Annotated in this window: 12 protein-coding genes; 6 read left to right on the top strand and 6 right to left on the bottom strand. The window is 66.9% G+C overall.

The features are described 5' to 3' along the window. Positions 1-145 precede the first annotated feature (145 nt). Together F5544_RS38795 and F5544_RS38790 are read left to right on the top strand one after the other, a co-directional pair. Entirely contained in the window at positions 146-1039 is an 894-nt protein-coding gene (locus F5544_RS38795) for an RNA polymerase sigma-70 factor (RefSeq protein ID WP_167479785.1), read from the top strand. A 35-nt stretch (positions 1040-1074) separates the two neighbouring features. Further along, the gene (locus tag F5544_RS38790; protein ID WP_203217443.1) at positions 1075-2115 is read left to right on the top strand and encodes an ABC transporter permease; all 1041 of its coding nucleotides are present in this window, start codon (positions 1075-1077) and stop codon (positions 2113-2115) included. A 163-nt stretch (positions 2116-2278) separates the two neighbouring features. Here the strand turns inward: F5544_RS38790 and F5544_RS38785 are convergent, their stop codons facing one another. From F5544_RS38785 to F5544_RS38770, 4 genes are all read right to left on the bottom strand, one after another. Further along, entirely contained in the window at positions 2279-2920 is a 642-nt protein-coding gene (locus tag F5544_RS38785; protein WP_167477759.1) for a DJ-1/PfpI family protein, read from the bottom strand. 20 nt (positions 2921-2940) lie between these two features. Further along, entirely contained in the window at positions 2941-4728 is a 1788-nt protein-coding gene (locus F5544_RS38780; protein ID WP_167477758.1) for a pyridoxal-dependent decarboxylase, read from the bottom strand. Further along, a complete protein-coding gene (locus F5544_RS38775) occupies positions 4725-4961 on the bottom strand; it encodes a hypothetical protein (RefSeq protein ID WP_167477757.1) in 237 nt (78 codons plus the stop codon). Before F5544_RS38775 ends, F5544_RS38780 begins: the two co-directional genes overlap by 4 nt. 363 nt (positions 4962-5324) lie before the next feature. Further along, entirely contained in the window at positions 5325-5534 is a 210-nt protein-coding gene (locus tag F5544_RS38770) for a hypothetical protein (RefSeq protein WP_167477756.1), read from the bottom strand. A gap of 279 nt (positions 5535-5813) precedes the next feature. Between F5544_RS38770 and F5544_RS38765 the strand changes: the two genes are divergently transcribed. The 3 genes from F5544_RS38765 to F5544_RS38755 all read left to right on the top strand — a co-directional run bounded on the left by F5544_RS38765 (position 5814) and on the right by F5544_RS38755 (position 8949). Continuing rightward, positions 5814-7910, top strand: coding sequence for a thioredoxin domain-containing protein (locus tag F5544_RS38765; protein ID WP_167477755.1), 2097 nt, complete (start codon positions 5814-5816; stop codon positions 7908-7910). A gap of 9 nt (positions 7911-7919) precedes the next feature. Beyond that, positions 7920-8354, top strand: a complete 435-nt coding sequence (locus tag F5544_RS38760; RefSeq protein ID WP_167477754.1) for an NUDIX hydrolase — start codon at positions 7920-7922, stop codon at positions 8352-8354. A 70-nt stretch (positions 8355-8424) separates the two neighbouring features. Continuing rightward, a complete protein-coding gene (locus F5544_RS38755) occupies positions 8425-8949 on the top strand; it encodes a hypothetical protein (protein WP_167477753.1) in 525 nt (174 codons plus the stop codon). A gap of 40 nt (positions 8950-8989) precedes the next feature. Here the strand turns inward: F5544_RS38755 and F5544_RS38750 are convergent, their stop codons facing one another. Together F5544_RS38750 and trhA are read right to left on the bottom strand one after the other, a co-directional pair. Then, positions 8990-10567 (bottom strand): adenylate/guanylate cyclase domain-containing protein, encoded by a 1578-nt coding sequence (locus F5544_RS38750; RefSeq protein ID WP_167477752.1) that lies wholly within the window; start codon positions 10565-10567, stop codon positions 8990-8992. Positions 10568-10660: 93 nt separating this feature from the next. After that, positions 10661-11284: a PAQR family membrane homeostasis protein TrhA gene (trhA, locus tag F5544_RS38745; protein WP_167479784.1), complete on the bottom strand. Its 624-nt coding sequence runs from the start codon at positions 11282-11284 to the stop codon at positions 10661-10663. Positions 11285-11477: 193 nt separating this feature from the next. On the opposite strand from trhA, the gene F5544_RS38740 reads away from it, so the two are divergent. After that, positions 11478-12269 (top strand): isoprenyl transferase, encoded by a 792-nt coding sequence (locus F5544_RS38740; protein WP_167477751.1) that lies wholly within the window; start codon positions 11478-11480, stop codon positions 12267-12269. Positions 12270-12273 lie beyond the last annotated feature (4 nt).

Genomic DNA, 12273 nt, shown 5'->3' with positions numbered 1-12273 from the left:
CGCGAATTCCTGACAGCTTCGGCCGGTGACGTGGATCACTGCACTGGGCTGTCAGAAATCTCGTCGATCCGGTGTCTTGTGCTCGAGCCCTCGAAGCGAAGGAGACATCGTGCACGAGAACACCGAGGTGATTGCAGCCGCAGCCATGGACCACACCACCGTCGAGGCGACGGAAGTATTTGTCGCGCATCGCAAGCTGCTGTTCACCGTCGCCTACGAGATGCTCGGTTCGGTGGCCGATGTCGACGACGTCCTGCAGGAGACCTGGCTGCGCTGGGTCGGTGTCGATGCGGCGCACGTCGACGATCCACGCGCCTATTTGGTTCGGATCACCACCCGGCAGGCGCTCAACCGGCTGCGCTCGATGAAGCGCCGCCGGGAGTCGTATGTGGGTTCGTGGCTGCCGGAACCACTGCTCACCACGCCCGATGTGGCCGCCGATGCCGAACTTTCCGAAAGCGTTTCGATGGCACTGCTGCTCGTGCTCGAGACACTGACCCCGACCGAACGAGCCGTGTTCGTGCTGCGGGAGGCATTCGGGATCGGCTACGACGAAATCGCGGCGGCGGTCGGCAAGACGCCCGCCGCCGTACACCAGATCGCCCACCGGGCGCGCCGCCACGTCGAGGCGCGCCGCCCGCGCCGCATAGTGACCACGCGAGAGGCCGAAGTGGCGCTCCAAGCCTTCCGGCAGGCGCTCGAGACCCGGAATCTGCAGGGCCTGCTCGACGTGCTCGCCTCCGACGTGGTGGCGATCAGCGACGGCGGCGGGATCAAACAGGCCACGCCACGGCCGATCATCGGCGCGGACAAGGTGGCTCGCTTCATTGTCGGCGGCCTCACCAAGAAGGACGTCGCGCTCGCCGCTGAGCCGACCGCGGTCAATGGTGGCCCGGCCCTGGCCCTGCACGTCGACGGCGAACTCGACGGTGTCATCGCGTTGAGCGTCGCAGACGGCCGCATCACCGGCCTCTACTACGTCCGCAATCCCCAGAAGCTGACCCACATCGACACCGAGACCCCGCTCACCCTGCGATGAGCACCGGTCAAAGTCCCAATGTCCAAGGAGTACAGATGAATACCGCCACCGATGTACCCGCGTCCCGATGGTCGGCGGTGGCAGGAACGGTCGTCCTGCTCACGGCGATCGTCGGTGTCCTGCTTATCGCCTTCGCCTGGCCTTCGGTGCGGTCATCGGTGCACGATGTGCCGATCGCGGTCGCGGGGCCGCCCACCGCCGTCACTCGGATTCGCACCGCATTGGAACAACGGGTGCCGGGCGGGTTCGAGATAACGGCCGTAGCCGACACCGCGGCGGCCGAGAAACTCATCGGTGATCGGCGCGTGTACGGGGCGATCGACCTCAGTTCCGGTGCCCCGCAGGTCATTGTCGCCTCCGCCGCGAGCACCGCGGTCGCGCAGACCCTGCAGGCCATGGCGACCGGCCTCGGCCAGGCGGGCGGCACGCCGGTCGCTGTCCGTGATCTCGCGGCCCTGCCCGCCACCGATCCCCGTGGTGCCGGACTGTCCGCGGGCGCGCTGCCTCTGGTCATGGGCGGTCTGCTGGCCGCGGTGCTGTTGACCAGGCTCGTCCACGGCACCGCCCAACGGGCTATCGGCGCAGTCGCTTTCGCGGTCACCGGCGGTCTGACGGTTGCCGCGGTCCTGCAATTCTGGCTGGGCTCACTGAGCGGGTCCTACGCGGCCAATGCCGGTGCTGTCGGCCTGTCCATCGCGGCGACATCGCTGACCGTTCTCGGGTTGGAATCATTGCTCGGATACGCCGGAATCGGGATCGGTGCCGTGATCATGATGCTTGTCGGCAACCCCCTTTCGGGTACCGCGACCGCACCGGAGATGCTGCCCGGATGGTCCGGCGCGCTCGGCCAACTGCTGCCGCCCGGGGCCGGAGGCCGACTGCTCCGGTCGACCGCCTTCTTCGACGGACGCGGCGCGACCCACGCCCTGTTCGTGCTGACCGCATGGGTCACGCTCGGCGCAATATTATGCCTCGTCGGCGGATTGCGATCTGCTCGACCGGGCGCCGACGGCGGCCGCTTGCGCACCTCCGGGCGGCAATCCGCGGCCGTGGCGCATTTACATCGTGGCCGGTGACCCGGCTGGCGATCAACGGCTTCGAAATGAGCCGGGCTCGCCCGGTGCCCGCATCGCGGAGCCCGAGCCGTGTGCTCGTCATGTGAGGCGCACTACCCATGTGATGACCCACAGAGGAATGCCACTCGGACCTTCTCGCGGGCCGAGTGGCATTCTTGTGCCGTTAGGTGGTTTTCGAACCGAGGAGTTCGAGGGCGCGCTGCCTGACGTTCTCGGTGGCCTTGTCCGGGGAACCACTGTCGAACGGCGGTTGCGGGTCGTACTGGATCGCGAGCTGGATTGCCTCGGCGGTCACCTGGTCCGTGATCCGAGCGGCCAGGGCGAGTGCCATGTCGATTCCGGCCGAGACACCGGCCGAGGTGACGATCCGGTGCTCGTCGTCGAAGACGACGCGGTCGGTGACGTATCGCGCGCCGAGTTCCTCCAGGCGTTGCACCACTTTGGGGTTCCAGTGAGTTGCCGCGTCCAGTCCTTTGAGTAGACCGGCCGAACCGAGTACCAGGGCACCGGTGCACACCGAGGTCGTCCACCGGGATTTCGGGTGGATCATGCTCAGCCAGGCAACCAACTGCTTGTTCTCTGCTCGGGAGCCAGGGCCTCCCGGGACAACCACGATGTCACAGGTTTCGATCTCGTTGAGCGGGGTGGTGTGAGTGATCGCCAGGGCACCGCTGTCGGCGGGGACCGGGTCGGTTTCCGCTGCGGCGAAGGTGATCTCGGCATCGGGGATGAAGCGGAGCACCTCGTACGGGCCGATTGCGTCGAGTGTGGTGTAGCGGGGAAAGAGCGGAATGACGATGTGCATGTCGACTCCCTGGTTCAGGGCTAGGCGAATCCGCCTTGATTGGCCGATTGGTACGCGATCGGGACGACGCCGGGCAGCGGCTCCGCCGCCGCGAGAGGTGCCATGAGGATCGGTTCGGTCTCCGGGAAGGCATCCGGGGCGTGCAGATCCTTGATCAGCTGGTCGATCACCTCGCGCTTGGTGCCGATCATCGTGAACACATGCGCGTAGTCCTGTCGGCTCGTCGGGTCTCCGGGTTTGAGCAGCAATGACTCGGTGGACAACGAATACCGCGCGATGATCCGGTCGTTGGGTTTGCGGAACCGCACGGTGAGAGCCAGTGGAGTACGCGCCACCAACAGGTCCCGCCCGAGGTGGCTTGCCAGCTTCTCGAGCTGGCCTTCGAGGTAGACCGCGAGGTCCTGAGCCTCGCGGGCCAGGGAGATCTGCGCGTCGTAGGAGTGTTTGGCCAGGAAGTCCCACAGAATCAGTGGGGAGAACCCATTGCGGGAACCGGCGAACGTCGTATCCAGCGAACCGATGTAGGCCGGCGAATCCGGTGGCCGCAGTTGGTATTTCACCTTGGTCATGTAGATACCGCACGGCCACGGCGCACCGATCCACTTGTGCCCGCTCATCGCGATCGACGCCACCATCTTCATACCGTTGACCTCGAGGGAGAAGTCGAACTCCGGAATCGGGGCCTCCGGCACGTATTCGTAGTCCGGGCTTTCCGCGGCAATTCGCAGGAACGGCAGGTAGGCGGCACCGAGGGCGCCGTCGACGTGGATCCAGAACCCGTGCCGCCGGTCGTGCTGTCCCGGTGCGTATTCGATATCCCGCTCCAAAAGACCGTATCGCTCGAAGACGGGATACAGCTTCTCGCAGACCAGTCGGACGTTGTCGTACGCGCCCTTGAAGGTGCTGCCGTAGTTGAGGCTGACCATGATCGGATGCCCGCGCTCGGCGAAGAACTCCACCAGCGAGACGAGCTTGGCCACGTCGATCGCGCCGCTGTCGTGGGATGGGACCTCGACCGGCCACGAGCCATCCGGGGTGATCGGGCACTCGCCCGCATAGTCGCGCTGGCCGGCGGCGGAGAAGGTGTCGACCGCCAACACCCGCACCGCTTTGGTGAACGAGTAGTGGGTGTCCTCGGAGAAGAACGCGATCGGCTTGTAGTAGTTCGGCGAGCGCTCCGGGGTCCTCGCCTGGACATAGGCGAGGTTGGGAACGATCTCGTTCTTCGAGTTCACGCTGGTTGCGTGGCTCGGGTCGACGATCAGCGCCTTGCCGCCGAGATAGTCCCGCGCATTCCACAGCGCGTACATGTTGCCCTCGGTGGATCCCATGGAAAGCATGTAGCCCCAATAGGTTTCCCCGTCATCGGGATCATTCGGCCACTGGGCCCGCCACAGGGCGGCGAAGTAGTCGAGCACCGCCTGTTCGACCGCTTTGCTGTTGATCTTCATGCCGCCGGCGGTGTAAGGATCGCCGATGTTGTTGATGTGGTAGTCCATGAACCGCGCGAGATCGGTTCGGTAGTCCAGCGCGCAGTTGACCTGATAGCCCAGGAAGTGGTCGCGCTTGACCTCCAGGTAGTCGTCGAGCGCGTCGAGCGCCGCACGCCGTTGCTGCTCGGTCAGCCCGGTGACGGGCAGCTGGAACCGCGCCGGGTCAGGGCCGTCGCCGTTCGGGTAGACCTCGGTCGGATTCACCCGCGGATCGGTGACCGGGTGGTCGGCCAGACCGGCCGAGGTCAACAGCTCCGACCAGGGTTTGCCATCCGGTCCATAGGGGAAGGTCGGATGGGTCTGTGCCTGCGTCATCGGGTTCCTCCTCGATTCGGTGAATCAGCGATCTTTTGCAGCAGCAGTGCCTCGGCGATCGCCTGGCTCGCGAGCCGGTAGTAGGCGCCGCCCTCGTCGGCCAGGAAACCTGCACCATCGGTGACGAAGGTGATCTTGGGCCGCACGCCCCATGGCATGACGCTCTCCAGGTGTTGCTGAAGGGCTTTGCGCGCCGGACGACGGTCCTTGCGGGTGCTGGCGATCTGCTTCATCTGCTCGTCCCCTTCCCCGCGCCCCCGGAATGAAGTCGGGACACGCGTGCGTCGACGCAGTATCTCGACGCACGTCAGACACCGGCTGGTAGGCACTTTGCGTTGTGTCCCAAAGGATTACGGCTTGATGATCCATCGTTTTCCACAACGACAGCAAGAGGACACGTAGGGGCTGTACTCCGAGCCGGATTTGGTGGTAACGTGCGACCCCGGTTCGTGGGTGTTGCGGATTCTGCTGTGGGCGTGGCGCTTTCGGGTTTACCGCCGTTTGATCGTCGACCGGTGCAGATCGAATCGTGGTGCGCGCCAACACCCCGGACGGCGCGGCTGCGTGCCCTGGCTCGCGTCAGCACACTCGTACCGTTACGAACGCTCCATCGGCGCCATAGCCTCGATGTCATTGCTCCGCGCGGCGAGCACATGCCCGACCAGCCCGGTCGCCGATGTCAGGGCGAGGACGGCATTCGCGGCGGTCTTCTGGGGCGCGCCGGTGGCGGCGGCCATCTGGAACACAGCGCCATAGGCGGCGGTCCGTAGGATGCTCTTGTCCTGGTTGGAAAGGGCGATCGACATTATCGAATGCTCCTCGAATCCGTGATGTCCGGCTCGGCGTCGTGCCGCTGCGCTGAACATCCACCCCGACCCCGGTCAACCTCAACCGTGAGCTGGATCATGGGCGAACCATTCCTATTCGTGATTTCCGAAGCCCGACACGCCCAGCACCCGATGATGGCGCACTACGCTTCAGGTGATGGCCCACGACTTCGTGGTGTGATGGCAGGACCGTTCTCGCCGCTCCGGCAAATCCCGCGGGGCGTGCGGATTTGTGTGCCCGCTCGGCGTGGGAGGTTGATGAATGTGAACCAATTAGCAAGTGCGACATCGCCTTACCTGCGTCAACACGCGGGGAACCCGGTGGATTGGCGGCAGTGGGATGCCGAGGCGCTGGCCGAAGCCGAGTCGCGAGACGTGCCGATCCTGCTGTCGGTCGGGTACGCCAGTTGCCACTGGTGCCATGTGATGGCGCACGAGTCGTTCGAGGATGCCGCGACCGCGGAGTTGATGAATGCGAACTTCGTGTGTGTGAAGGTGGATCGGGAGGAGCGGCCGGATCTCGACGCTGTGTACATGAATGCGACGGTCGCGATGACGGGGCAGGGCGGGTGGCCGATGACCTGCTTTTTGACGCCCGGTGGTGAGCCGTTCTACTGCGGCACCTATTACCCGAAGGTGCCGCGGGGCGGGATGCCCTCGTTCACCCAGTTGCTCACCGCGATCGCCGAAACCTGGCAAACGAGGCGCGACGAGGTGCATCAGGCGTCGGCTCAGGTGACCGAGGCGCTGCGGGCGCAGGCGGCGGGGCTGCCGGAGGCGGGGGTCACCCTCACCGCGGAACTGCTCGACCATGCCGTCGCGGCGGTGCTGCGCGACGAGGATCCGAAGTACGGCGGATTCGGTGGTGCGCCGAAGTTTCCGCCGTCGGCGTTGCTGGAGGGTCTGCTGCGGGATTATGAGCGCACCGGCAAAGCCGAAGTGCTGCAGGCGGTTTCGCGGACGGCCGAGGCGATGGCTCGCGGCGGCATCTACGACCAGTTACGGGGCGGCTTCGCCCGCTACTCGGTGGACGCGGCCTGGGTGGTACCGCATTTCGAGAAGATGCTCTACGACAACGCGCTGCTGTTGCGCGGCTACGCCCACCTAGCCCGCCGCGCCGGATCAGAGTTCGCGCACCGGATCGCCTGCGAGACAGCGGAGTTCCTGCTCGACGACCTGGCGACCGGGACGGGCGGTTTCGCCTCGGCACTGGATGCCGACACGCACCTGGAACCGGGGCGGCCCGGTGTCGAGGGCGCGACCTATGTGTGGACGCCCGCCGAACTGATGGGCGAGCTCGGACCTATCGACGGCGCATGGGCCGCAGAGGTTTTCGGTGTGACAACGGGCGGGACCTTCGAACTCGGCACCTCGGTGCTCACCCGGTACCAGGATCCGGAGGACGCCGCGCGCTTCCAGCGAATCCGGTTGGCGTTGCGGGCCGTTCGGGACAAGCGCCCGCAGCCCGCACGCGACGACAAGGTGGTCACCGCGTGGAACGGTATGGCGATCACCGCGCTGGCCGAGGCGGGAGCCGCACTCGGACAACAGAATTGGATCGACGCCGCAGCCGGGTGCGCACACTTCCTGCTGGCCGAGCACGTCGTCGACGGCCGGGTGCGGCGCGCGTCGCTCGGCGGTGTCGTCGGCGTCTCACCGGGCATCCTGGAGGATTACGCCTGGCTCGCCACCGGTCTGCTCGCGCTGTATCAGGCCACCGGGCAGACGGATTGGCTGCCCGAGGCGCAGCGTCTGCTGGACAAGGCGATTCACCATTTCGCCGACCCGGACGCGCCCGGCAGCTGGTTCGACACCGCGGATGACGCGGAGACCCTGGTGGCCCGCCCGCGCGATCCCATCGACGGCGCGACACCCGCGGGCGCGTCGGCGTTGGCCGAGGCCCTGCTGACGGCCTCGGCGGTGAGCGATCCGGAAAACGCTTCCCGCTACCGCGAATTGGCCGATCAGGCCATCGCTCGCGGCGCGGTCATCCTGGCGCGCGCCCCACGGTCGGGCGGCCACTGGCTCACCGTCGCCGAGGCCGCGCTGCGCGGACCGCTGCAGGTGGCCATCGCCACACCCGAATCCGCCACCGCCGCGGTGACTTCGGTTCCCCGTCTGACGGTCGTGCACGACGCGACGCGGCCCGCGACCGCCGCGGAACTGCTCGCCGTCGCCAGGGCCGTCGCACCGGGCGGTTCGGTAATCCTCGCCGCCGCACCGGATTCCGCGCCCCTGCTCACCGACCGCCCATTGCACGACGGCGCACCCGCCGCCTACGTCTGCCGCGGCTCGGTCTGCGATCTACCGGTCTCCACCGCCGAACAACTCCGCGCCTCCCTCACCCGCCCCTAGGGTCTCGGCGTGCCATATACGAGCCCGGTAGACGTATTCCTTCTGCTCACCCGCGCCGATCTGGCGCTGCTGGCGCGGCGCAGGAACACCGGCTATGCCGACGGCATGTGGAATATGCCGTCGGGGAAGCTGGAGGACGGTGAGGATGTGGTCGCCGCGGTTCTGCGCGAGGCGGCCGAAGAGATCGGAATCGTCTTGTCCCGCAATGCTGTTCGCATGGTGACGGCGTTGCACTATCGCTCGCCGAGCGGGCGGGGGCGGGTCGGATTCGTCTTCCACGCCGAGAGTTGGCCCGGCGAGCCGTACAACCGGGAGCCCGAGAAGTGTTCGGAGCTCGGCTGGTTCCCGCTCGACGACCTGCCCGCCGACACCGAGCCGTACACCGTCGCCGGTATCGGCCTGTACCGCAGCGGTACACATTTCGGGCTCGCGGGTTGGAGTTGAAATACTCGACAGCCCGCCCCGGGCGAATATTCGATGGCCCGCGCTGCGGCGGGTGCGGCACAGTGGTGCGATGACCGAACCCAGTAGGGCATTGTTGATCGGCGGCCGGTCGGGTGTCGGCAAGAGCAGCGTCGGCATCGAAATTCACGTGCAACTTTCGGCCGCGGGCGTTCGGCACTGTCTGATCGAGGGCGACAACCTCGACCTGGCGTATCCGGATCCCGGGAAATACGGTCTGGCGGAACGGAATCTGGCCGCGATGTGGGCCAACTACCGGGAGCTCGGCTACCGGCGACTGATCTACACGAACACCGCGAGCGTATTCGCCGATGTCACAGATCAATTGGCGGCCGCGATGGGCGACCGTCCGGAGATCACCGCGATCCTGCTGACCTGCAGCGACGAAACCGCTCGAAAACGATTGGCGCAGCGCGAAATCGGCACCGCATTCGAGGAACATGTCGAGCGCGGCGCGGCGATGGCCCGCCGGTTGGATACGGCCGCGCCGGAACGGGCGCATCGGGTCGTGACCGACGGCCGCACGGTCGCCGAGATCGCGGCCGATGTGATCACCCTGTCTGGCTGGCTGCCGTAATCGGTTCCCCGATGGCACCATCGGCGTGAGCGCGACGGTGTCAGCGCGGCGAGTCGGGCGATTGCGCTGTCGTGGTATGGATTTCGACCGGATCGATCGCCGCCCGGGCAGCTCCGTCCACATCGGTCCAGCATTGCGTCGGCACCGGCATACCGCGCAGCGGAATCGTCCGGTACAGCTCCCATTTCACCCGTTCGTGCGGCGCGGCCGCATCGATTACCGCCTGGCTCACCAGGATTCGCCGCGGCACCTCCTTGGCCTCGGCGGTGAGCCGGGCCGCCTCGTTCACCGCGTCGCCGATCACCGTGTACTCCAGCCGGGTGTCGCTGCCGACGTCACCGGCGAAAACCCGCCCGCGGGCCACCCCGATCCCGATATCGAGTTCTCCGGTGGCCACCACCTCGTCGCGGATCCGGCGGGCGGCCCGCAGTGCGGGAGTCGCGTTGTCCCGCAAAGCGATCGGCGCGCCGAAAATACACAGCGCCGCATCGCCCTCGAACTTGTTGACCAGCCCGTTGTTCTCCTCGGTCGCCGCGACGACGATCGCGAGCAGGCGGTTGAGTTTGGCGACGAACTCCTGTGGCGGCAGCCCGGTCGAGAGCGCGACCGATCCGGTGACGTCGACGAACAGCGCTGAAACCACCCGGACGTCACCGGTCAGGTCCAGCCCACCCGCGAGCGCCCGCTCGGCCACCTCGGCCCCGACGTGGCGGCCGAACACATCGCGCATCCGCTCCCGCTCGCGCAGGTTCGCGGCGAGCTCGTTGACCGAATTCTCCAGCCGCCCGACCTCGCTCGCGCTGCCGACCGGCACCCGAACATCCAACTCGCCCTTGGTGATCCGGTCCAGCGCCCGGCGCAGCGTGCGCATCGGCGCTGCCACCGCGCGGGCCAGGAACGCGGTGGCGAGCGCGCCGACCGCGATGCCGACGACGGCCAGGTAGATCGCGGCCCGGATCCGGTCGGACGCGTGGGCCGCAGGATCCGCGAGCACCACGATCAACATGAGCAAGGGCATCGCCCCCGACACCGCCCAGGTGACGACCACCCGCGCCAGCACCGACGAACTCCAGTGCATGGTCGCGCCGAGCACCCCGGCCACCACCGGGATGGTCGGGCGGATCAGCCGGTCGACGATCAGGAAGGTGAGCGCCGCCGATTCCAGCCCGCCGAGGGTGAACAGCGCGGTGGTGACCGCCGGATCGTTGTCGGTGCTCAGATGCGCGAAGATCGCGGCGGCGACGATCACGCCGGGCAACCAGAGCGCGAGCGCCCTGATGGTGATCGCGAGCGGCAACCGCAGCAGGCGGCGAGCTTCCTCCGGGTCGGGTTTGCGGCCCGCGTCCATCCAACTGAAATAGATAGTGCGGTCGCGCACGGCCAACCAGACGCCGACGAGGAAGCCGATCACCGGGTAGATGCCGACGAAGGTCATGGCGCGCAACCAGTCCGGCCCGAGCCTGCCGAGGAACCCGTTGAGCCACAGCTGGATGACGATCACCCCGAGGCCGCCGACGTTCGCGGTGATCACCACCGCGGCCAGCCCGATCCGCGCGCGCAGCGCCCAGATGATGAGCCGGGTGATCCGGATGTTCGTCCACTCGATCACGAACGACATCCGGTTACGGTTCGTGCCGGTCGGCCGCCGAAGGGGAGCACGCCTCGACTTTATTGCGCGGGCGCCGAAGTGGGGTGACCGGTCGGCCCGAGTTCAGGGCAGGACGATCCACCAGACCGCACCGTAGTGGCACAGCGCGGCGACAACCGTTGCGGCGTGGAAGAATTCGTGGTGGCCGAAGACTGCGGGCCACGGGTTGGGCCATTTGGTGGCGTACAGGATCGCGCCGACGCTGTACATCAGCCCGCCGACGACGAGCAGCACCAGCGGCACCACGCCGACGTTGTGCAGCAGCTGTCCGGCCACCGGCACGATGGCCCAGCCGAGCAACAGGTACAGCGGAACCCCTACCCAGCGCGGTGCGCTCGGCCAGAGCAGCTTCAGCGCGACGCCGGCCAGCGCGCCGGCCCAAACCACCGCCAAGAGCGTCTGTCCCGTGCGCCCCGGCAGCCCGAGCAGCGCGAATGGCGTGTAACTGCCCGCGATGAATACGAAAATCATTGAATGATCGGCCCGTTTCATGCGGACCCGCGCCGCGACGGTCCGCCAGGTCACCCGGTGGTAGACGGCGCTGATACCGAACAGCGCGCACACCGTGAGACCGTAGAGGAGGGTGGACCAGCCCGCCGTCTTGGATATGGTGCTCGCGGTGGCGATCAGAACGATCACCGCGATCGCGGCGATGCCGACGGCCCAGGTGTGTATCCACCCGCGCATGCGCGGCTTCACCGCCGCGACCAGCGCTTCGGCCGGATGACCGAAGAGGGCCGCGTCCGCGGCGCCGACCGATTCGGGCACGAGTAACCTCCCAAGACAACCCAGCAGTAACCTACGGTACCGTAGGTTTACTCCTGATCACTGTACCGGTGAATCCCGGTCGCTGCCGGTATCCGGCTCTCGGGGCGTAGGGTTGGTCGCCGTGGAGCTTCCCAACCCGGTTCGTTTGCTGCCATACCGCCTCTACGAGGCCCGGCTGTCCAAGCAGTTGGCGGGCAAACAACATCCCCGGCACGTCGCGGTGATCTGTGACGGCAACCGGCGCTGGGCGCGGGAAAACGGCTTCACCGATATCAGTCACGGCCACCGGGTCGGCGCGCTGAAGGTCGCCGAGCTGGTCAGCTGGTGCGAGGCCGAGGGCATCGAGCTGGTCACCGTCTATCTGCTCTCGACCGAGAACCTGGAGCGCGATCCGGACGAGCTGGAGACGGTTTTCGAGGTCATCACCGACGTGGTCGAGGAACTGTCCGCGCCGGAACAGAATTGGAGCGTCCGCATCGTCGGATCGCTGGACGGATTTCCCGAGCTCATCGCCAAGCGCATGCGCACCGCGGCCGAGCGCACCGAGGGCCGGGAGAACGGCGTGCACGTCAATATCGCGGTCGGCTACGGCGGCCGTCAGGAGATCGCCGACGCGGTGCGGTCGCTGCTGCGCCAGGAGATTGCCGCGGGTGAGACCGGCGAGGATCTGGTGCAGTCGGTCACCGTCAACGCGATCGGCCAGCATTTGTACACCTCGGGTCAGCCGGATCCCGATTTGGTCATCAGAACCTCCGGCGAGCAGCGACTTTCGGGCTTTCTGCTCTGGCAGAGCGCATACTCGGAAATATGGTTCACCGAGGCATATTGGCCCGAATTCCGCCGGGTGGATTTCCTGCGCGCGCTACGCGACTACGCGGCCCGGCATCGCCGATTCGGGCTCTGAACCG

Origin of the sequence: Nocardia arthritidis, from assembly GCF_011801145.1 — a bacterium.
Lineage (GTDB): Bacteria > Actinomycetota > Actinomycetes > Mycobacteriales > Mycobacteriaceae > Nocardia > Nocardia arthritidis_A.
The sequence above is the reverse complement of the archived record's forward strand: the minus strand, read 5'-3'. Positions and strand labels throughout refer to the sequence as shown.